At 69.6% G+C, this 20,565-nt stretch carries 16 protein-coding genes; 4 read left to right on the top strand and 12 right to left on the bottom strand.

Features of this window, described 5'->3' with window-relative positions; all coding sequences use genetic code 11:
- The first annotated feature begins 176 nt into the window (after positions 1–176).
- Together E1300_RS21970 and E1300_RS21965 are read left to right on the top strand one after the other, a co-directional pair.
- On the top strand, positions 177–1,418 hold the full coding sequence (locus E1300_RS21970; RefSeq protein WP_131758916.1) for an oxygenase MpaB family protein: 1,242 nt from the start codon (positions 177–179) through the stop codon (positions 1,416–1,418).
- Positions 1,419–2,049: 631 nt separating this feature from the next.
- The gene (locus E1300_RS21965; RefSeq protein ID WP_165502928.1) at positions 2,050–3,996 is read left to right on the top strand and encodes a tetratricopeptide repeat protein; all 1,947 of its coding nucleotides are present in this window, start codon (positions 2,050–2,052) and stop codon (positions 3,994–3,996) included.
- A 662-nt stretch (positions 3,997–4,658) separates the two neighbouring features.
- On the opposite strand, the gene E1300_RS21960 is transcribed toward E1300_RS21965, so the two are convergent.
- Positions 4,659–5,912, bottom strand: a complete 1,254-nt coding sequence (locus E1300_RS21960) for a hypothetical protein (protein ID WP_131758914.1) — start codon at positions 5,910–5,912, stop codon at positions 4,659–4,661.
- A gap of 659 nt (positions 5,913–6,571) precedes the next feature.
- Here E1300_RS21960 and E1300_RS21955 point away from each other — a divergent pair.
- Positions 6,572–9,769: an AfsR/SARP family transcriptional regulator gene (locus E1300_RS21955; RefSeq protein ID WP_131758913.1), complete on the top strand. Its 3,198-nt coding sequence runs from the start codon at positions 6,572–6,574 to the stop codon at positions 9,767–9,769.
- A gap of 151 nt (positions 9,770–9,920) precedes the next feature.
- Entirely contained in the window at positions 9,921–10,205 is a 285-nt protein-coding gene (locus tag E1300_RS21950) for a hypothetical protein (protein ID WP_131758912.1), read from the top strand.
- Between the two features lie 165 nt (positions 10,206–10,370).
- Here E1300_RS21950 and E1300_RS21945 read toward each other — a convergent pair whose 3' ends face one another.
- The 11 genes from E1300_RS21945 to E1300_RS21900 all read right to left on the bottom strand — a co-directional run.
- Positions 10,371–11,354 carry a sulfotransferase family protein gene (locus E1300_RS21945; protein ID WP_131758911.1) on the bottom strand — a complete coding sequence of 328 codons (984 nt, stop codon included), beginning with the start codon at positions 11,352–11,354 and terminating at the stop codon, positions 10,371–10,373.
- A gap of 71 nt (positions 11,355–11,425) precedes the next feature.
- Entirely contained in the window at positions 11,426–12,148 is a 723-nt protein-coding gene (locus tag E1300_RS21940; RefSeq protein WP_131758910.1) for a YwaF family protein, read from the bottom strand.
- A gap of 26 nt (positions 12,149–12,174) precedes the next feature.
- On the bottom strand, positions 12,175–13,428 hold the full coding sequence (locus E1300_RS21935) for a 2,5-dihydroxypyridine 5,6-dioxygenase NicX family protein (protein WP_207399889.1): 1,254 nt from the start codon (positions 13,426–13,428) through the stop codon (positions 12,175–12,177).
- Positions 13,429–13,521: 93 nt separating this feature from the next.
- Entirely contained in the window at positions 13,522–14,070 is a 549-nt protein-coding gene (locus E1300_RS21930) for a YciI family protein (RefSeq protein ID WP_131758909.1), read from the bottom strand.
- Between the two features lie 85 nt (positions 14,071–14,155).
- Complete coding sequence (locus E1300_RS21925) at positions 14,156–14,875, bottom strand: EthD domain-containing protein (RefSeq protein WP_131758908.1); 720 nt, start codon at positions 14,873–14,875, stop codon at positions 14,156–14,158.
- Between the two features lie 7 nt (positions 14,876–14,882).
- Positions 14,883–15,191, bottom strand: coding sequence for a muconolactone Delta-isomerase (locus E1300_RS21920; RefSeq protein WP_131758907.1), 309 nt, complete (start codon positions 15,189–15,191; stop codon positions 14,883–14,885).
- A 40-nt stretch (positions 15,192–15,231) separates the two neighbouring features.
- Entirely contained in the window at positions 15,232–16,326 is a 1,095-nt protein-coding gene (locus E1300_RS21915) for an ankyrin repeat domain-containing protein (protein ID WP_207399888.1), read from the bottom strand.
- Positions 16,323–16,835, bottom strand: coding sequence for a nuclear transport factor 2 family protein (locus E1300_RS51655; protein ID WP_207399887.1), 513 nt, complete (start codon positions 16,833–16,835; stop codon positions 16,323–16,325). The genes E1300_RS21915 and E1300_RS51655 overlap by 4 nt, the downstream gene beginning before the upstream one ends.
- Entirely contained in the window at positions 16,832–17,308 is a 477-nt protein-coding gene (locus E1300_RS21910; RefSeq protein ID WP_131758906.1) for a VOC family protein, read from the bottom strand. Before E1300_RS21910 ends, E1300_RS51655 begins: the two co-directional genes overlap by 4 nt.
- A gap of 59 nt (positions 17,309–17,367) precedes the next feature.
- Positions 17,368–19,866, bottom strand: a complete 2,499-nt coding sequence (locus tag E1300_RS21905) for an alpha-amylase family glycosyl hydrolase (protein WP_207399886.1) — start codon at positions 19,864–19,866, stop codon at positions 17,368–17,370.
- A partial coding sequence (locus E1300_RS21900; protein ID WP_242619313.1) for a thiamine pyrophosphate-dependent enzyme occupies positions 19,863–20,565 on the bottom strand: 703 nt, incomplete at its 5' end. The genes E1300_RS21905 and E1300_RS21900, both read right to left, overlap by 4 nt.

Raw genomic sequence — 20,565 nt, 5'->3', positions numbered from 1 at the left:
CGCCAATAAAGGTTTAGGGTCCGGGTTGACCCACAGGAGACCGGGGCGCGCCCCCCACCGGGACGCGTCCGCACGCCGTCGCCAGAGGCGGGGACTCCTGCGGGCCGACGGCTGGCCGCACTGAGGCGCCACCCGCTCACCAGCCAGGTGCTCTCGGCCCCGAGGAGGAGCAAGGCATGGAGAAACCCAGCAGACGCAACGTGCTGATGGCGGGAGGGACGCTGGGCGCGCTCGGTGCGCTGAGCGTCGCGACCCCCGCCAACGCGTCCGCACTGTGGACGTGGTCGCCGAAGGGCTCGGTCGCGGGCGCAGGCGAGGGCGCCGACCCGCGGTGGGTCTGGGACGAGGAGGCCGACCGGCTCGTCGCCTCCATCATCGACCGGGGCGACGTCGCCAAGGTCAACACACTGCTGAAGCAGTGGACCAAGAACGGCCAGCCGCTGCCGGCCGGCCTCCCCGCCGACCTGCGCGACTTCATGGAGCGCGCCAAGCAGCTGCCGTCCTGGGCCGACCAGGGCAAGCTCGCCACCGCGGTGAACTTCAACGAGAAGCGCGGGCTCTACCTCGGCGTCACCTACGGCTTCGCCAGCGGGATGATGAGCACCGCGATCCCCAAGGAGGCGCGCGCGGTCTACTACTCCAAGGGCGGCGCGGACATGAAGGACCGCATCACCAAGACCGCCAAGCTGGGGTACGACATCGGCACCTCCAACGCCTACAAGGCCGACGGTGAGATGATCGTGACCTGCGTCAAGACCCGGCTCGCGCACGCGGGCGTCCGGCACCTGCTGCCCAAGTCGCCCTACTGGACGAAGGTCGCCGACGAGAAGATCCCGATCAGCCAGGCCGACATGATGGTGACCTGGCACAGCCTGCCCACGACCGTCATGCAGAACCTGGTCAAGTGGAAGGTTCCGATCCCGGACGACGAGTCCGTGGCGTTCCTGCACTCGTGGCAGGTGGCCGCGCACATGCTCGGTATCAAGGACGAGTACATCCCGAACTCCTGGAGCGAGGCCAACTCCCAGGCCGCCCAGGTCCTCACCCCGATCCTGGCTCCCACCCCCGAGGGCATCAAGCTCGCCGACATCCTGCTCAACCTCGGCTCCTTCCTCGACGGCGGCCTCCTCACCAAGCCGATCCTCGGCTCGCTCACCCGGTACGTCCTCGGCGACGAGATCGCGACCTGGCTGAAGATCCCCAAGGACCCGCTGTGGGACCCGCTCTTCGAGACGGCCTGGGAGCCGTTCATCGCCGTCCGCGAGGGCCTGCTCTCGCTGGAGAAGGCACCGGGAGCGCTCCAGAAGGCCTACTGGGCCTTCGACGAGATCCTCCGGCTCGGCGCCCTGCTCGTCCTCTCCGAGGGCGACCTGCCGATCAGCATCCAGATCCCCGACACGAACAACCCGCACTACTGACCCGGACGGTCTGAGCACGCCCACCGCCCACCCCACCCGGCACGCGCCCTGGTGGGGTGGGCGTCAGCTATGTCCCGGAAGACCTCCATGCGGGAAGCTGAGCGGTCATCTCAGCCGCCGCCTCCTCAGCGCCTGCGCGTCGCCCACCGATCACTCCGCGAACGCCGCGACTGCGCCGATGGTCTCCGATCGCCTGACCAGCGACGGGAAGCACATCCTCGTTGACGTCGCCACCTTCACCCCGAGGACGGCACCCGGACACGAGGCCCGAGGAGTGGCCGGCTACACCACACATCAATGAGACAGTGGTTGTGTATACATAACTTCGCTCGAAATGGAACCCCACTGTCAAGCCTGGGTAAAGTGGAGCCGACCGAAGCCGCGATTCGTGGAGCGTGAGACCGTGAGAGAGCGCGGTGGGCGACGCGGGAGTGAGCACGTGAGCCCGGATACGCGAAATGAAATGCCCGGCAGTGTTGTCGGCTCTATCGTTCAGGCAGGTACGGTGCAAGGGGATGTTCATCTGCACCAAACGACCTCGGAGAATCGATCGGTTCCCATCCCCGCACAACTTCTGCCGCCCCGCCCGCATTTCTCCGGGCGTACAGCTGAGATTGAGCAACTCACCCGAATGAGCGACGCGGTGACCGAGCGCGGCGAGCCCGCCACGGTGGTGATCAGCGGCGTCGGTGGGGTGGGGAAGACCTCACTCGCGCTAACTTGGTTGAGTCGAGCAAAAGAGCAGTTTCCTGACGGTCAACTCTTTGCGAATATGCGTGGTTTCTCTGGCACCGCTCCAGCGGAACCCGACGAGCTACTCGGACACTTCTTGCGAGCCCTTGGCGTACGCCCTGAAGCGGTTCCGGGTGATCTCGGCGAGCGAACAGCGCTGTTTCGCTCACTCACTGCGGGTCGTCGCCTCATCATCATGCTGGACGATGCCGTGTCCGCAGCACAGGTGCGCCCATTGTTCCCGGGCCACGGTCCGACTCTGGTAGTGGTCACGTCACGGCTGCGGCTACCAGGTCTGGCACTCGACGGTGCATCGTTCCTATCGGTGGGCCCTTTGAACGAAGCTGACGCCGTCGAGTTGCTCAACCGGATGCTGGGTGACGTCCGCACCGGCGCTGACCCCACCGCCACCCGCTCGCTCGTGGCGCTGTGCGGGAGACTGCCGCTGGCGCTGTGCACGACCGCGGCGCGACTGGCCGTCCGGGTGAACTGGCCGATCTCACGTGTCGTTGCGGAACTGGCCGACGAGCATGGACGGCTTGCTTCGCTCGGCCGCGGCGGCGAGGGGGAGCTCTCCGTGCGCTTGATCTTCGACGTCACCTACCGTGACCTGCCAGCACGTGCCGCGGGCCTGTACCGGCTGCTCAGCGTCCATCCCGGTGCACACTTCATCCTGACCGACGCCGCAGCCGTCGCGGCAACGTCCACGGCAGACGTGGTCGAGCCGCTGGAGACGCTGGTAGATACCAATCTGGTGGAGGAGGAGCCCGACGGCTGTTACCGCTTTCACGACCTGACCCGGTTGCACGCCCGCGCCACGGCGAGCGAGGAGGAGACGGAGGAGAGCCGTACCCAGGCATTCGAGCGATTGCTGGAAAGCCGGCTCAGCATCGCCGTAGCCGCCGATCGCATGGTCATCCCCGGCCGCTGGCACCTCGGGCGCCATTACGAGACCGCTCCCGCCGCCTCATTCGCCGACACCGCCGACGCTCTTGGCTGGCTGGAGAGGGAGTTGCCCACCCTCACCGACCTGGTCACGACCGCGCACGGTCTCGGCCTACACCGCGGGACGTGGGAGCTATGCGAGGCGCTGTGGGGCGTGTGCACCTTTCGGAAGCCATACGCGTCCTGGATCCGCACCCATGAGGCGGGTGCCGCCTCGGCGGCCGCGCTCGGCGATCCGCGGGCCGAGGCACGCATGCTCGAGGCCCTAGCCTCCGCCCATCTCAACCTGCGTGACTTCCGTGCCGCCACCGATCTCGCCGGGCGTGCGCTCGAGCTCGAACGCGGGGTCGGTCATGCACGCGGTGAAGCGGCCGCCCTGGAATGTCTCGGTGTCGCTCGGATCGGTCTGGATGACATCACCGGTGCCATCTACGCGTTCGAGCGGGCCCGGCAGATCCAGCAAGAGATCGGGATCGAGCGCGGTGTCGCGATGATGACGCGGCGCCTGGGTGAGGCAATGGCACAGGACGGCCGTACGTCAGAGGCGATTGACCACTTCTCTGTCGCACTCGACTACTTCGATCAACAGGACGACGACTACAACCGTGCACGGATTCTCAGAGGAATCGGTGACGCCTTGGCTGCGGAGGGCCGCTCGAACGATGCCGAGAGCAAGCTGCTTGCCGCGCTCGACGCTGCCACACGCGCAGGCGCCCGACACGAGCAGGGCACCGCACACCTGGCGCTGGCCCGGTTGGCGCGCCGCGGCGGAGACGCCGAGGCGGAACAGGCGCATCTCGAACAGGCGCTCGCCGTCTTCGAGAGTCTGGGTGCTCCGCAGGCTGCGGAGGCAAGAGATCGTCTGAGGACGATCAGAGCTCGCGAGACTGCTGCGGAGTGACCATGCTCATCTTTGGTCGGTGCACCGTGCATACGGGATGAGCGCGCTGCTCCCGCCTCCGCGATCCAGGCTCCGGATCAACAGCCGGGCCGCCTGCAACTCGGCTGGACTGTGCCCGCTCACCAGCAGGCAATGGAGGAGCGACGCGGTCCAAGCGAAGACGGCGGCCGTATCGAAGGTCGCCTGGGCGACGGAAGTGTCGCAAGCGGTGAAACACGCGCTTACCGCATCACGCAAGACGATGGTGCACGTGCACGCCTCTAGATCTGTGAAGCACGTGACCAGCGCGGCCGTCTGGGGAAGCGCGGGAGTTCCAGTGCACACAGCGCGGTCTCGGACTATGACGTCTGCGAGCGAGGTCCAGCGCCCTGTGCTGCGGTTCTGATGCGCGACCTCATGTACTGCCACGTGCTCGTCCACCACCTGATCTGGTGACCAGATCCGTTCCTGAGTCCCGGACAGGACGCATGAGATCGGGAGCGCGCCCAGGATCACGTTGATCAATCCGTGACCGGTCCAGGCAGTGGCGTGGACGAAGCTCCCTCGCCGAGGCCGCCCCAGGTCGACCGGGCCCGCAAGGGCGGTAGCCAGTGGCGAACCGCCGGATCTGGACACCTCGGTCCTAGGGGCAGGTACGAGGCGGGCCTGCACCAAGACGGCACTCAAAGAACTGGCTCCAAGTCGGACGAGCCCGAGAGAAGTCGGGGCGCGGGCACCGGATCCGGGGTCGGATCGTCAAGTGGCTCGTCCAGGCGCAGCAGACGGTAGATCTCCCGGCGCAGCAGAGCGGCGGCACGCCCGGGTTCGGAGGTGAGCCGGTCACGAAGTGCCCTGCTCACGGACGACTCGCTGTCGACTCCGTATTCGGCCCGTGCCTCGATCTGGTGGAGCAACGGCCGTTCGGGGCTCCACCGTGGGACCAGACTCCCGAACAGTTCCGCCTGTGATCCTGGCACCGCGTCACCGTCGGGGAAGGCGGCCAGCAACACCGGAGCGCCGATCGCCGCTCCGTAGTAGCTTGCCGTTCCGAAATCACCCAGTATCACGTCAGCGGCGAGCAGTGCGGCACGCCAGCCTTCGTGCGGTGGCAGCAGACCGGCGCCGGCTCGCAGCCCGCCGGCGCTCCAGGCGATCGTCTGTTTCCGGCCGTGCCAGGACCAGGTGGCGGGATGAAGCGCCACGACAACGGCGTACCGTTCCGAGGGCAGCTCCGTGGCGAGCCGCCGGATCAGATCATGATGCGCGCCGAAGAGGCCGCGAGGCCCCCAAGTGGACGAGATGAGCAGCAGGCGCCGGTCGTCGGTGACCCCCAGCGCCTCTCGGTAGTACGGCCGCAACGGCCGACTTTCCACTATCCGATCCCAAGCGAGGTCGCCCACCAGCCGGACGGCGGAGCGAGCTTCGGGACAGATCTCGAGCAGGAGCTTCTTGTGATCTTCATGAGCGAGCCCGATCACGGAGGGGATGACCCGACCGCCGGCCACGAACGCCTCGCGCCGCAGTCCCGCGACAGGACGTGGCGCTGCGGTGCCGGCGCCGGCCCAGCGCTGGCCCAGCATGCTCGGACCCATGCCGTGCTGCAGGTGGAGGATCGGAGCGTGCAACCGCTCCAGCGCACCGTCCCCTGCGGCCAGGACCAGGTCCCAGAACATCTGCGTCGCGTGGTCGAAGGAGATCAAGCACACTCCCATCGCCCGTAGGTGGTCGGCGGCTCCCCTGGAGAACACCGATGAGGGCGCCACCGTGTAGACCGTCTGGACACGCGGGTCGGGCTCCACGAGCGCGAGCACGTCGTTCAGCCGGGTGACCGCGGTGAGGTGATGCGCGACCGCGAGTACAGTGCGCTGCGTTCGGACAGTCGCCCCCATAGCGATGTCCAGCCCGTACGGGCCGGGGAACCAACCTTCGGATGACATCACGCCTCCCGTTTCGGGACGGTGCGGCCCCAACGGACCGCCGGCGACCTCACGATGGGTCAGACGTATGGACGGGATGCCTGCAATGGACTGGACGAAGATGTTGCAGATCGCGGTCCACCTGCCCTTGCACAGCAGAGGGCGGGACCGAGCCGGTCCCGCCCTCTGACTGCGACGCGGCGTCAGACCATAAAGATCAGCCAGCCGAAGGCGGCCACGGCGATGCTTGCGATCTTGTTCAGGGAATCGTACATAGCCTGCCGATTCGTATCGTGCACTCGCACGTGCGACGTGCACGTGCGTTTGCGTGTGCGGATGTTCAGGACCTACGAACGCCCCTACGCCGGACCGACTCACTCCCGGAGAGGCGCATGTGCGACTCTAGGGCAGCATCCGCCGCGTTCGCGGGCGTTTTGGATCAAGTCTCCGCAAGTTCGGCGAATCAGATCTTGTGGTCACCGGGTCCCGGCACTATCTGGTATAAGGCCGAGCCTTTTCGTGACACACCCAAACAGCTCCTCGAATATTCGTTCGCATTGGCGCTGCACGGTAAGGTCACTCTTACTTCTGACGCATTGTCCGGCGACTAGTAAACCGACAAATCGCATGAGACACTCACAAAGCGACCATGATCGGGGGGATGTGCACGGGGAGCGGAGATGGAGGAGATCAGGCTTCTGGGCGCCGTTGAGTTGACGGCAGACGGGGTTACTCGGAAGTTCGGTTCGCCGAAGGAACGCTGCCTGCTGGCGATTCTGGCGATAGAATGCGACAGCGTTGTCTCAGCAGAGACCTTGGCCAGACGCCTCTGGGGCGAACATCGGCCATCGCACGCGCGCGCCACTCTCACGAGCTATGTCACCCGGCTGCGACGAAGCTTCCGCGGGCGAACCAGCAGGAAGCCAGCCATACCGTGTCCGATCGAGTCCGGTCATGGCGGATACCGCCTCGCACTGCCCCCGGAGTCGGTTGACCTGCACTGTTTCCGAAGACTGCGACGCCAGGCACGCTCCATCTCCGAGAGCGGTGACGACGAGCATGCCTTGGCGCTCTTGCTCGAGGCCGAGGGACTGTGGCGCGGCGAACCGCTGGCCGGCCTGCCCGGAGGCTGGATCCAGGGGCTCCGCACGAGCCTCGAAGAGGAACGGCACGGTGCGCAGTTGGAGCGCATCGACCTGCAACTTCGGCTGGGCAGGCACGAAGAGGTCATTGCGGAGCTTCAGCGCATGGCGACTGCGCACCCCATGGACGAACGGGTCACCGCGCAGCTGATGACCGCTCTCTACCGGCACGATCGGGCGGCGGATGCGCTGGAGGTCTACCGGCACGCTGTCCGGACACTGGCCTCGGAACAGGGCTCGGACCCGGGACCACGGTTGAGTGACCTGCACGAACGGATGCTGCGGCGTGATCCGGACCTCGGTGTGACACCACGTCACCTGCGATGCACCGGGATGTCGCAGCCACGCTCGCTGCCCGAGGAGACCGATGGGTTCACCGGCCGCGTGCGCGAGTTGGAGTTCCTCACCACTCCAGCTGGGGCGGATGTACCGCAGTCCGCCGTCGACGTCGTTACCGGCATGGGCGGGATCGGGAAGAGCGCCCTCGTCCTCCGCGCCGCACATATGCTGGCCGACAGATTCCCTGATGCCGCGCTGCACGTCCGGCTATGCGGACATGACGAGGTCAGACCGCCGCTCTCGGCCGGTGCCGTACTGAGCGAGTTGCTACGCACACTCAGCGTCTCGCCGGATCGCGTTCCCGTGCCGCTCGCCGAGCGTACCGAGCTGTGGCGGCGCGAGATGGCCGGACGGCGCGCCATCGTGATCTTGGACGATGCCATCGGTCTGGACCAGGTGCGGCCGGTCATCGCCGGCATCCCGACCTGCCGCGTCCTGGTCACCAGCCGGCGCCAGTTGGCCGGACTGTCCGGTGCACGGTACCTGCGGCTGGAGGTCCTGCCGCCGGAGCAGGCACGCCAGTTGGTCGTCCGGGTCGCGGGCGAGGACCTCGGAGCGGACGTGGTCGACGACGTCGTACACCGGTGCGGAGGCCTTCCACTCGCCCTGCGTCTCGCTGCCGCGCGGGCGACCAGGGCGACCCGGACCGGCCTCAGCGACCAACGAGGTGAGCTTCCCCGGACGCGCCTGAGCTCCCAGGCCGGGCCGGAGGACGATGGCGACTTGGACGACTCGGTGGCGAGAGCCGCTTTCGATCGTTCTTACCGCGACCTCACCGAGGCGCAACGATGCCTCTTCCGGCGCCTCGGTTGGAGTCCCTGCCCGGACATAACGGCGGAGGTCGCGGCAGCCCTGGTCGCCCGTCCCGCGGACGAGGTGCTGGCGGAGTTCGACGTCCTCGTCGATCACCATCTCCTCTATGAGCAGGCAGCCGGACATGTACGCATGCATGACATCGTGCGAGGGTTCGCTCGGGCGCGAGCGCTGGACGAGGACTCCCGTGCTGAGCGTAGGCGAAGCCTCTCCCGGCTGGTGCACCACTATCTGCGGTGTGCCGACCGCGCCGACCACATGCTGTATCCGTATCGACGCAGGCGAGTCCTCTCCGAGGGGCGAGTGACCACGCCGGCTGCCCTCGCCGACGATCGAGTGCGCCGGAGCGTGCGCCTTCGGGCACGTCCCACCGACGCCGTGGCGTGGCTGGAGCGGGAATGGCGCAACTGCCTGGCGGTGGCCGAACATGCCATCGAGCACGAGAAGAAGGAGAGCGGCGGCCTGTTGATCCACATACTCGCTCAGTTCCTGGAGACCCAAGGCCATCGCGAGGATGCAGGCCGCGCTCAGGAGGCAGCCGTACGGGCGGCGCGGGAGACGCGCAACCCGGAAGCACTGGCTCAGGCGCTATTCGAACTGAGTTTCACGCGTTTCCGGACTGGCGACCATGTCATGGCACTGAACCATGCCACTGAGGCTCTGCCCATTTTCCGCTCCTTAGGTGATATGCGGGCCGAAGCCGAGACGCTGGACCGCATCGGCATCATCCTGTGGACCACCGCCTGCTACCGTGAAGCCCTGGCACATCATCAGGAGGCGCAGGACCTCTACCGGAAGGCCGACGACCTGCACGGCGAGGCGAACTCGCTCGGATATGCGGCTATCGCACTGTGGCATCTCGGGCGCTATGGGGATGCCCTGCAGCATCTACTCTTCTCCCTCGACATGTGCCACAGACTGGGAGACCGGCGCCGGGAGGCCATGGTCCTCAACAACATCGGCGACGTCCAGCGGCAACGCGGCTTCCACCGTGACGCCATCCACTACTACGAGCTGTCAAGCGCCATCTTCAAAGAGATCGGCGGTGTACAGCACGAGGCGATCCTCAACAACAACATCGGCGGTGTCTGCCAGTATAAGGGCGACTATCCGCGGGCGTTGAGATTCTTTCGAGAGGCGATCACGGTGTTCCGTGAGATCGGCGACCGGCGGAACATCGCCGACACTCTCAACAGCATCGGCGCCACCTACCTGCTGATGGGTCATTCTGTTGAAGCTCTCGTCCACCACGAGCAGGCAGAGGAGGCGGCCCGGAACGTCGGTGACCCCTACCAGCTCGCGCAGGCTCTGCGGGGAATGGCGGACGCTCACCAGGCCTGCTGCCGGTACTCAGTCGCCCTGGACTACTACCGCAAGGCCCTCGCCATCTCCCTCGACATCAGCGTGCCGTACCAGCAGGCCAAGGCGTACGAGGGCATCGCCGCCGCGATCTACCACCTTGAGGGGGAACAGGCCGCGCGCATCCACTTGCGCCAAGCGCTGGAGATCTTCGAGGAACTCGGTGTGCCGGAGGCGGAGTCCATCGCGATAAGACTGCACACGCTCAGCGAAGTCGCCTCCTGAAGAGCTCCGTTCCCTCGATCAGGCTCGTGTGCAAGTACGTGCCACCCGGAAGGAGCTACCGTACTGCCCGTCCGATCGAACGCTTCCACTCTTCTCCGTTTCGGCTCATGATGGCGATATGTCAAGGAGAGTACTGAGCTGGTGCGGACTGGTGATCGGGGTAGTCGCCATTATCGCGCTCACCGCCCTCTTCGTGACCGTGGGCTTGGACGCTGCCGACAAGTTGGCCAGCGCGCTGGGGGCGCTCATCGGGCTCGCCGGGCTCGTACTCGCCGTGATCGGCCTGATCTCGTCCAGACGAGACAGCGGTGAGGGCGCAGACCGCACTGCCCCCGCCAGCGTCCAGAACACGATAAGCGGGTCGGTCCACGGTACGGCGATCCAGGGCGGCACCGTGAACCTGGCATCACGTTCGGCTGAGGAAGACGAGCCCTGAGCCGGCCAGTGTCGCCATGCTCGACCGGGCGGACGAGTTGTGGGCCGTGTGGGACGGGGAGCCCGCGCGCGGTCCCGGGGGGACCGCCGACGTCGTCGCCCATGCCCGTGGGCGCGGCGTTCCCGTGCGGGTGGTCTGGCCGCCCGGCGCGCGCCGGGACGCGGGTTAGCTCGGCCGGACGGCCGCGTGGACCACCTCGGCGACGTTGTAGCCGAGGAGGCTCGCCATGTCGGCCAGCCCGGGGGTGTTCAGGACGGCGTTGACCTCGCCGGCGTCGAGGCTGCCGCGCCAGCGGGTGTCCTCCCTCGGCTTCTCGTCGTTCCAGTACTCCCGCGCGTGCCGCACGAAGATCTCCGCCTCCGCGCGCTTGGCGTCGTCCAGCCGCTCGATGTGCTTGTTGAGGTCGTCGATGCCCACGTAGGGGACGAAGGAGCTCCAGTTCCCGCCGGTGTCGTGGACCGTGCCGTTGTCCGGCTCGGCCTCCAGCGGCAGGTTCAGGAAGGCGCTCAGCCGCAGGAGCGAGAGCTCCGGGTCGGCCATGTGATCCTCGTAGCGGACGACCACGTGCGGCAGCCCGTAGCCGTTGATGGTGCGGAGCGCGTCGACGTAGGTGTCGCGCCAGATGCCGGCCGCCAGCCAGAGCGCCTCGCCCGTCCGGTTCCGGTGGCTGAGCGCGAACGCGATCGGGTTCCGCACCGTGACGATGACCTTCACCCGCGCCCGCCAGGCCGCGTCGGCGCTGCGCTGTTCGAGCGCGTTGCGGAGCCACACGACGTACTTGCTGCCGTCGATGACGACCGAGGCGCCGAGCGACCGCGCGAGCTCCTCGTGAATGCCGGCGACGTCCTCGTGCGTCACCCGTCCGGCGAGCTCCTTCGTGAAGTGCGGGCACCGCCGGCCGAGCAGGGCACAGGGGCCGCACTGCCGTCCGGACGTCGTGTGGCTGAACCCGGGCAGCTGCGTGTAGTTGTTGAGTTCGCCCACGTAGTGGGCCCGCTTGATGCGCGTGGTCATGTCGCGCCCGATCAGGGTCGAGCCCGAGAACAGGGTGCCGACCACGAAGACCGACGCCGGGGAGCGGTCCCCCCTGGAGAACCTGCTCCGGAGGTCCGTGAGCCTGCCGGGGGCCTCCTGCTTCTCAACGCTCATGCGCACGCCCGTGGGACGAGATGACCATGCGAGACATTCTGCCCCCAACCATCGTGCGCTTCGGCCGCATGTCAGCGCTCGCGCCGGGCGGCTTCGCGGCGCGTCCAGGGGTAGGTGATCAGGGCCCAGCCGAGCAGGATGATCACGACTTCGGCGAGGACGTACCAGGGCCAGGGGCCGAGGAGGTCCAGGACCGAACCGGTGCCGGGCTTCTCGTTGAGGTAGCCGTAGTTGGTCCCGGCGATCAGGTTGAAGACGAACGTGGCGACGGCCCACGCCAGGGTGACGGCGACCGCGAAACGGTAGTCGCGCCAGTCGGGGCGCATGCCGAGCCCCCAGGTGAGGTACACCGCGGCCCACACGGTCAGGAGGTGCGTCCCGAAGAAGCCCAGGTAGTCGATGTGGGGGTAGTCGCCGCCGTTCAGCGCGGGGGTGAGCAGGCCCTGCACCGACAGGGTCAGGCCCCAGTAGTACGACAGCGCGAACCCGCGGCGGCCGAGCGTCCACAGCGCGCCGATCGCGGCCACCCACGCGAGGTCGCACAGTTGCAGCGGCAGCGACCCGCCGATCTTCCACTGGGCGGGCAGCACCGTGTAGGCCTGGGTGCCGACGGCCACGTACACGATCGCCAGCGCGTAGGCCCTCCCGAAGCCCCGCGCCTGGTCTCCGGGGCCGTCCGGTGTCCGCTGCGAGCGGCCGAGCAGCACCAGCCCGGCGCAGCCGACCGCGAAGAGTCCGAGCGCGGCGAGGTGGGACGGCCCGTAGGCGTCGAAGTCACCGGCGGTCGGCAGCATCCCGTGATGCTAGCCGCGGGAGCGCCTCAGTGGACGGGCCCGCCGCTGTAGCGCCGCGGGAGGACGATCAGCGGGTCGTCGTCGAGGATCAGCTCGGGAGGGCCGTAGCGGGCGGCGACCCGGCGGACGGCCGGGGCGCCGAGGAGGAGCAGGCGGCCGTTCGCCACGAAGGGCGTGCCGTCCAGCTCGATGGTGGGACGGTCGATCTGGCAGTCGCAGTGGGCGAAGCCGGGCCTGGAGCGGTCGGGCCTCCCGTCGGTGAGGGCGTCGATGCCGCAGTAGAACGCGCCGGCGTGCTTCTCGCGCTCGAACTGGGTGCCGCCCGCCACGCGGACCTTGGGGTTGAGGCCGATCAGGGCATGCCGCAGGTAGTAGCCGCCGGGGGCGCGGCGGCGGATCCGCTCGGCGGCGATGCCGCCCTCGATCGCGCGGACGAGGCCGCCGGCGAAGGTGACGCGGACGGGCGTCTCGGGCGTCCCGGTGTAGGTGGAGTCCTCAATGATCAGAACGCCGTCGGTGCCGGCCGGGCTGAAGTTGACGCCGCCGTAGGGGAAGGGCTCCCACCGTCCCGGCGTCATCGGGCCCGTGTCGGGGGTGAACGCGGGACGGGAGAAGGTGAGGTCGGTCCCGGACGCGCTGGTCACGCGGATCCTCCGGGCCTCGGTGAGCCGGGCCAGCGCCCGGTCCTTGATCTCGTAGTAGACCTCGTTCGGGAAGCGCGCGCCGGTGAGCAGGGCGCCCGCGGTGGCGGCCATGTGCAGCGAGGCGAAGCGCACGTCGAGGTGCCTGATCTGGTCGAAGAACAGCGGCGCGGTGTGCACCTCGCCCCACCACGTCGCGCTGATGACCACGTCGGACTGCGCGACGGCGGCCTTCTCGACGTCCAGGGACGCGCCCCGGTCCCAGCCGCCCGCGCTGAACGACGGCACCGACAGGACGCGCACGTCGGTGTCGCGGCACGCCGCCGCGGCCGCGATGGCCTGGAGGACGACGGGGTCGGCGGTGTGCTCGGCGAGCAGCAGCACCCGCTCGCCGCGGGACAGCCGGACGTGGTCGAGGAGGTTCTGAACGCCGGGCATCAGCTCGGTGATCGAGCCGGGGGACGCCGTCGGCTCGGAGACGTAGCTGAACGGGGCGGACGCGTAGGGGTTGGCGTAGGAGCCGGTGAAGGGGCCCGGCGGTGTCTCCGCCGCGGCCGCCTCCTGGCCGGCCAGGCCGGGGAGCAGCCCGGCGGCCGACGCCTGCGCCCCCATCCGCAGCACATCGCGCCGGTCGCGCACGGGCCTCTCCTCACATCAGCGGTTCTGCTGACTTATGGCCCAGGCGCCCGCGAAGGGAATCGCCCCGTCAGGTAAAGCTCGTCCCGGCCGTGCTCACCGCCGTCCGCCGAACTCCCAGGCGTGCACCTCGATGCCGGCGTACCGGTCCGGGGACAGGACCGCGCGTGCCGTGTCCGGATCCGGTGCCCGGACGAGCGCGGCCGTCCCGAGCCACGCGCCGCCGTCGTCGGACAGCAGCGGCCCGTACGCGATCAGCTCGTCCGTGCCGGGCGGGACGTCGGAGTCGGCGGACCGCCCCGCGCCGAAGCCGAGCACCAGGTACCGGTCACTGCCGGTGGGGCCGCCGGGGAAGTCCCACATCGTGCGTCCCAGGCCGTTGCGCCACCGGCGCAGCAGGACGTCCCGGTAGACGCCGGCCTGGTAGTTCGGCTCGTCGAAGGCGAACGCCCGGGCGGCGGCGGGGTCCGGCAGGTCCACGATGTGGAGGCTGCCGGTGGGTGTCTCGCCGTCGGCGGCGTAGGTCGGCCCGCGCGCGATCATCTCCGCCGCGTACCGGTCCATGTAGGACCAGTGCCGCTCCAGCAGTTCGTTGCGAAGCGCGAGCGAGTCGGGCCGGTCGCGGTGGTAGACGAGGAATTCCATCCCCGCATCCTCCACCACCGCGGCCCCCGGAGCCGCCGGGGCCGGAGGTGTTCCGGCCCCGGCGGTCGCGGCCGGGGGCGGGCCATCAGGTGGCCGCGCGGTCGGCGGCGGTCTCCTCGCGCGGTCGCGGGCCGATGATCCAGTGTTCCTCGCAGGTCATCGAGTACACGTACCGCGAGTCGACGAGGCGGTTCCGTTCCAGCCGGATGCGGTCGGCGTAGGCCAGGGACGCCTGGGCCCGCCGGAGCGCGTCCAGGTCGGTGAACCACATCTGCTCCACGCTGTCGAACGGCGGTTCGCCGAAGACGTAGGCGTTGTCCCGCGCGAAGAGGTGCCGGTGGCCGAGCAGGCCGGGCAGGTCCCCGGACGCCGGACCGGACACCGCCGTGGCCTGCCGGTACCGGTCCAGCGGCAGGCCGGGCTTGCGCTTGAGCAGGGTGGTGAGCTTGACCGGGTCCGAGTCGAAGTCCGGTGCCGGGGCCGCCTCGTCCGTGTCGATGACGATCGTCTGCCAGAACGCCGCCCACGTGGGTTCGTCCCGCCGCGCCCCGTCCAGGAACTCGGTGCTCTGGAGCGACGCGAGCTGCTGCTCGTCGTTCTCCAGCCAGATCTCGCCGATGCCCTGGTGCGGCAGCGGCGGGTCGCCGAGGTCCCCGTCGAACGGGATGCGGACGTCGACCAGGTACTTCCTGATGTGCGGGATCGCGGAGGCGTAGCGGACCGCGTGGACCTCCAGCCAGTACCGCTGGAACTCGGCGACCGACATGCCCGGTTTGGGCGCGGCGAAGATGAACTGGTGGATCATCCGGGGCTCACACCCGGTACCGCTTGGCGACGTCCGCGGCGAAGCCCTGGTAGTCGCGCAGCGGCCAGACGGCCTCGAACTCCAGGTACTCGCGCATCGGCAGCCGGCCGAGCGCGGTCCGGTCGAGCTCCTCGGGAGACTCGACGTCCAGGACGGCGATGACGCGCTTCTGGGCGGCGACCTTCCAGATGCCGACCACCATGCCCGAGTCGATCGTCTCCTGCGCGTGCTCGGTCTCGCGCGCCTCGACCTTCCACAGGTCGTCCAGGCTGATCCGGCCCTCGTGGTTCCAGCGCATCTGAATGTAGACCAACATGTTCGTTCCCCCTGTTGTGAAATGGTGGTGCCCGCCCGTCTCAGCCGTTCCGCGGCGTGAGCAGGGCGAGGATCTCGTGGTCGGCGCCGAAGGTGTCGGCGGCGACGTCGGCCGGTGTCTTGCCGTCGTGCCCGCGCAGGTCGAGGCGGGCCCCGGCGCCGGCCAGCACCCGGGCGCAGTCGGTGTGGCCGTGCCACAGCGCGTCGTGCAGCGCGGTGTAGCCGTTGGTCGCGCCCTGGTAGTCCAGGTCGGCGCCCTGGACGGCGACCAGCAGCTCGGTGATGTCAACGTGGCCGTTGTAGACCGCCTTGTGCAGCGGCACGGCCCCGAACGTCGGCTCGACGGCGTTGACGTCGGCGCCGGCGTCCAGCAGATCCCGGACGATCTCGGTGTGCCCGTCCCGGCAGGCGACGAGGAGCGGCGTGTGGCCGTCGTTGAAGCCGCCGAGCATCGGCGCGCGGGCGTCCACGTCGGCGCCCGTTTCGAGCACCCTGCGGACGCCGGACGGGTCCGCGGCGACCACCGCGGCCATGAGCCGCTGCTGGCGCACGTGCTCGGCGTCGTGCCGGCGGCGCTTCTCCAGCCACTTCTCCGCCTCCCGGAGCCGCTCGCCGCCGAGCCGGTTGACGCTGACCTCGTAGTCGAAGTGCTGCTGGAGGCTGAACCCGTAGTGCGTGTACGTCCTGACGTTCGCGCCCCGCTGGAGCAGGTACCGGACGATGGCGGGGACCTTGAACCACAGCGCGTCCATCAGCGGGGTGTGGCCCGTCGTCGGGGCGACCGCGTCGATGAACGCGCCGGCCTCGACCAGCATGCGGACGACGTCCAGGCTGCCGCCCTGGACCGCCTTGTGCAGGGCGGTGGCGCCCGCGCGCGCGTCGCCGGTGTGGACGTCGGCGCCCGCCGCGAGCAGCGCCCCGGTGAGCCCCGAGTTGCCCTGCCCCGCCGCGATCATCAGGACGGTCAGCCCGCTGCCGGCGTCCCGGGCGGACGGGTCCGCGCCGATGTTGACGAGCTTCACGGCCTCGCGGGCGTCGCCGCGCCAGGCGGCGGCGACGAGGCGCTCGTCCAGCACGGCGATGTCGACGTCGTCCGGCGGCGCCTCCCCGTGGTGCCGGGCCGGACCGGCGTTCACGACTCCGTCCCGTCCCCGCGGGCGCGGCCGCGGAGCGCGCGGATGATCGGCGACGGGTCGGTGTAGGACTTCCAGCGGACGATCTGCCCGTCGGTCACCGTCAGCCACTGGACGAACTCGATCGTGAACGGCCGCCTGGTCCCCTTGACCACCGACTCCTCGTAGATGACGCCGGCGGCCTGGTCGCCCTGGACGGCGAGCCGGACGAGCTCCTCCCGCAGCGGCTCGACCCGCGAGGTGAAGATGCGGAAGCTCCGCAGGACCTCGTCGCGGCCGCGGTAGGTGCCGATCCAGTCCATGTCGGTGTTGAAGCCCGGGACGGGCGTGTAGTTGATCCATTCGATGTCGGGTGCGAGGCAGTCCAGGGCCGCCTCGATGTTCCCCGAGGTCAGCGCGTCGAACCAGCGGCGCGCCACCGCCTCGGTGGCCGCGGTGCCGTCGGTGGCCCCCGTGCCGTTGGCGGCTGCCGTGCCGTCGGACGGCCCGTCGCCGTCGTTGCCGATGGTCATGTCGTTCCTCCGGTGCTCATGGTGGATCGGCGTTCCTGCGGGGGCTTCGTCAGCTCGATGAACTCGATGAGGTTGCCCTCCGGGTCACGCACGAAGAACGCGGTGACGCCGAGTTCGGGCAGGGCGGCCTTCTCCATCGCCACCGTGAGCCCCGCACGGCGCGCGTAGTCCTGGACGGTGTCCAGGTCGGCCACGTAGAAGGTGATCTGGGAGATGCCGTGGACGATGGCGTGCTCGGGCGGGTCCGGCCGCTCCGGCGCGCGGCGCGCGCCGTACTGCTCGGCCAGCTCCAGCCGTAGCCCGTGTCCCTCCAGGTAGGCGACGCGCGCCCCGATCTCGGGCAGCGCGTGGGACTGCGCCACCTCGAAGCCCAGGTGCTCCGCGTACCAGCCCGCGCAGGCGTCCAGGTCGTCGACCGAGATGCAGGCCGACAGCGCCCGGATGTTGAGCAGGGCAGCGGTGTCTGTGGTCATGGTGTTCCCCCCGGTGGGCCGGGCCGCGCTGGGGGCGCGGCCCGGCCGGTCCGTGTCGGCTATCGGTCGCAGCCGGCCATGGCGGGCTGCCGTTCTCCGTCCGCTCCGTCCCCTTCGCCTCCGGGGACGTCGCGCCGCAGGACGACGAAGCCCGCCCGCGGCAGGCGCGCGGTCAGCTCCCCGTTCTCCGCGCGGATCTCACCGCTCCCGTTGACCTCGTCCCAGCCGTCGTAGGCCGCGGAGTCGCTGTTCAGGACCTCGTGCCAGCTCCCGTCGGGCACGCCCTGGATCCGGTAGCCGTCGGCGTACGGCTCGTCCTTCAGGCTCGCCATGACGAGGAGGTCGCCGTCCTCGTGCGGGCGCAGGAACGCCAGCACGCGGTTCTGGTTGTGGACGTGGACGACGTCGAGCCGGTGCGTGCGCGCCGCGGGCTGCGCGAGTCGCAGGTCGATGAGGTCGCGGTAGAACGCGCACAGGTACCGGCCCTCGCCCTGCGCCTCGCCGAGGATGCTCTCCCGGTGCTCGATGAAGTCGTCGTAGCGGTAGTCCTCGTGGGCGCCGCTCTCCTCCCCCATGAAGAACATCGGCGTCCCGGCCGACAGGATCGACATCCCCGCCGCGAAGCGGGCGCGGGCCTCGGCGTAGCGCCGGGTCTCACCGACGAGCGGCGCGTCCCCGACCGCGATGGCGATCGTCCGGCCCGAGTCCCCGCCCTGGTAGCGGGAGTTGCCGGCCTCGTCGTGGGACTCGTGGTACACGACCTTGTGGTCGCCGCTGGCCCCCAGCGCTGCCGCGAACGCGTCCATCGCGAGCGGGCGCCCGTCGGCGATCGCCGCCTGGGTCAGCAGGTTCGCGGCGCCGGCGTGCCCGGTGTCCCCGCACAGGTGGTGGTAGAAGTCGGCGTACCACACCGCGTCGAAGCCCAGCCCGCCCTGGTCCGGGTCGCGCGGGACGGCGTCCCAGCCCGAGTGGTCCTCGGCGAGCAGGTAGATCTCCGGCTTGGTCAGCCGGAGCGAGCGGGTGAGCTCGCGCAGGAACTTGGCGCCGAACGCGTTGGCGGCGCCGACCTGGCGGCCGTCGGCGTGCAGCACCGCGTAGGCGTGGATGGACGTGGTCTGGTCCATCCGGAACCCGTCGATGTGGAACTGCGCCATGTACGCGACGGCGCTGGAGATCAGGTACTTGCGGACCTGCTCCTCCCAGAACCGCGGCGCCCACGCGGTCGACATGTTGTCGATGTAGCCCCCGGTGGGGTCGGCGTAGTCGCTCTCCCTCCCCTCGTACCAGTAGTAGATGTTGCGCTCGTGGCTGTCGGAGTCGTACGCCCACTGCGCCCGCTCCGCGCGGTGGTGGTAGTGGTTGTAGACCATGTCGAGGATCACGGCGATGCCGCGCTGGTGGCAGGCCCGGACGAAGTGCTTGAGCTGCTCGCGCCCGCCCTCGCTGCACTCGATGGCGTAGTAGTGCGAGGTGCCGTAGCCCCAGGACGCCGTCCCCTCGAACTCGGACAGGGGCAGCAGCTCGACCGCGTTGACGCCGATGTCGACGAGGTGGTCGAGCAGCGCCAGCGCGTCGGCGATGTCGCCCGGGATCGGCCGCCCGGCGTCGTCCACGTCGCCCGCCCCGAGGCCGGCGAGGTGCATCTCATAGATGACGAGGTCCTCGACGCGGGTGGGCAGCGGACGCTCCGGGTCGAACTCGTCCCGCCAGAAGTCGTCCGCGGGGATCCACTCGCGGGGCGGCCAGTCGGGCTCGTCGAAGTTGCGGGTGCAGAGGTCCGGGTCGACGACCACGGAGCAGCTCACCGTGCCGTCGAGGTCCCGGAAGCTCCCCGTGAACGACTCGCCCTCCTTGAGCGCGGCCGGGTCGGTGGAGCCGCGGCCGATCTGGAGCCGCGAGTAGACGTCGGTGCGGTAGACGACCCGCCCGTTGTCCTTGACGACCTCGAACATGTAGGGGCGGTTGCGCAGCCCCTCGTAGTCGGCGAGGCGCTCCTCGGCCGGGTCGGTGGTCCAGACGCCCTCCCCGTCCCGGCTCATCGGGATCTTGCCGATCTCCTCGTCGATCCCCGTTCCGTCGTCGGCGATATAGCCGCTTTCGAGGTGGCCGAAGACCACCGAGACGTCCTGCGCGTTGGGCGCCCACACCCCGAACTCCAGGCGCGGGCGCCCGCCGTTGTCGTACCGCTTGTTGGCGCCGAGGCGCCGGGCCGTGTTGAGCCAGTACCGCTGCGGCGGGGTGTCGTCCGCCAGGACGAAGTCCCGGTGCCGCGCGGTCGACACGAGGTCCTGCACCTCGGTCGGGATCGCCCAGACGTCGTCGCCGGAGCGCCCGGCGACGCTCACGCCCCACGAGTAGCCCTGGCCGGCCTGGTCGTCCGGGAACTCCACGGTGGCGCGGAACGCCGGGCATCCGGTCTCGTCGGTGAACTCCTCCATCGGCGTGACCGTCCACTCCCGGCTCGGACGCCCCTCGGCGTCCCAGCTCCCCGACAGGCGCGCGTCGCGGAACCCCGGACGCGGCACACCGGTGTGGTAGACGAACTGCACGGATTTCATGACTGCTTGACCTCCAAGGGGCATCGGCCGCCCTCGGCGGCGGCCCCGGTGACGGCCCGTTCGAGCCACACCTCGACCAGGAACGGTCCGTCCTGGCCGAGCATGGTCCGCAGCACGGGCTCGATCTCGGCGGGCTCGGTGATCCGCGCGGCGGGCACGCCGAGGCTCTCCGCCAGCGCGGCGAAGTCGATCCGCGGCTCCCCGACGTCGAAGAACCAGGGGAACTCCCCGGCCGGCTCCGGGTCGCCCAGCGCCTCCCGGTACTCGACGAGGTTCTCCTTCAGCAGCCGGTAGCCCGCGTTGTGGCAGACGATGAGCTTCACACCGATCCCGTGGTGCGCCGCCGTCCACAGCGCCTGGAAGGTGAACATGGCGCCGCCGTCGCCGGTGCACCCGACCACCGTCCGGTCCGGATGGGCGAGCTTGGCGCCCACCGCGCCCGGGATCCCGACGCCGAGCGTGCCGCCCGGCGTCTGGAAGAACGCCCCCGGCCGCTCCGGCGGCAGCCAGCGGGTCAGGTCGGGCGAGTTGGTGAGCGCCTCGTCGAACAGGATCGCGTCGTCCGGCAGCAGCCCGGCGAGCCGCTCGGCGACGGCCGCCATGCGCAGCGGCATCTGGTCGCGGTCCGCGCGGTCGGCCTCCAGCGCCGCCTCCCGTTTGCGGTGCGCCTCGGCGCCGATCCGCTCGGCGCGGCGCGCG

This window comes from Actinomadura fibrosa (assembly GCF_900659615.1).
Taxonomy (GTDB): domain Bacteria; phylum Actinomycetota; class Actinomycetes; order Streptosporangiales; family Streptosporangiaceae; genus Spirillospora; species Spirillospora fibrosa.
The sequence above is the reverse complement of the archived record's forward strand: the minus strand, read 5'-3'. Positions and strand labels throughout refer to the sequence as shown.